Source organism: Candidatus Chloroploca sp. Khr17, from assembly GCF_004138165.1.
Lineage (GTDB): Bacteria > Chloroflexota > Chloroflexia > Chloroflexales > Chloroflexaceae > Chloroploca.
The window spans coordinates 1-1,134 of sequence record NZ_RYFF01000161.1 but is presented as its reverse complement, the minus strand read 5'-3'; the positions used below and the strand labels follow the sequence as shown (position 1 = coordinate 1,134).

Below are 1,134 nucleotides of genomic sequence, written 5' to 3'. Positions count from 1 at the left end.
CCGCGCTGGTCGTGCGTCGTCACCGTGACGTTGCCATGCACATCGCCCGCAATCGCGGCACCGACGTGCGCCTGATCGCCAATGGACTGCTGGTGCTGACGGAGCATGGCCTGACTGTAGGCCGGGTTGACCGCGCGCACCGCCGTGTGCTCGGGTGGTGCCCCTGACTCATCAAACGTGCCGAGCGTCGTCGCCCCCCGATAGAGCGCCACCGGGAACGGCCCCACGCCCTTGAGGATCGTCAACTCTGGCTCTTGCTGCTCACCGTAGCGCTGCCGCACAGCAGCCGGAATCGTCCGCGGCACGGCCTCCTCGAGCGTGAAGTAGAGGTGCGTATAGAGATCAAAGACGCTGATGTAGCCGCGATTGCTGCTCACCCCGTTGCCCCGCAGACCATCAACCAGCGCCTGGGTAAAGAGGGTGAGCGGGCCAGGGCCGATAAACGAGTATTGGTGCTCACGACAGGCGCTGATGATCACCCGGCCTTCGCCGGTGCCGAGCAGCGCGGCAGCCACCGGTGGCGGCAGCGGCGTCCCGGTCAACGGCGCATCATCAGCGGCCAGCACCGGTGACAATTCACCCGCATGGCAAGCATTGACGATCAGCAGCAGCCGTTTGGCTTTCATGGCGCGCAGCTTCGCGATCACCTCGGCCTCACGCAAGCCTGTCCCGACCGCAACCTTGCGCCCGACCATCCGCGTATCGTGCGTCGTCAGGTAGTAGCCATCATCGCCATAGTCGCCGTGACCGGCGTAGAAGACAAAGACCGTATCGCCCTCGGCAACCCGCGCCGCCAGCGCATCGAGCGCCGCCAGCACCCCCGCCCGGCTCGCGGCGGCATCGGTCAGGTGCGTCACCTGCCCCGGCGCATAGCCACCACACTGCGGATCACCGAGCACTGCCGCCAGCGCGTGAACATCAGCCACCGTCATCGGCACCCCCCGCAACCCAGGATCGGCATAGGTACCCACGCCCACCAGCAACGCATGCGCCTGGTTCCAGGTCATCATCGCCCTCCCTTCGCGTCCCACGAGCAACGCCCGTTGCTCGGATCGCAACAAGCCTCAAGAAACTGTGCTGACGCTAGTATAGCAGACGGATCGATGTATGGTTGCCCAACCACCGCATGACCGC

At 65.7% G+C, this 1,134-nt stretch carries 1 protein-coding gene; it reads right to left on the bottom strand.

Annotated elements, in window-relative coordinates:
- Window positions 1-1,010, bottom strand: a 1,010-nt coding sequence (locus EKD05_RS25540) for a caspase family protein (RefSeq protein WP_165361002.1), incomplete at its 3' end; no start/stop codon positions are given.
- Window positions 1,011-1,134 lie beyond the last annotated feature (124 nt).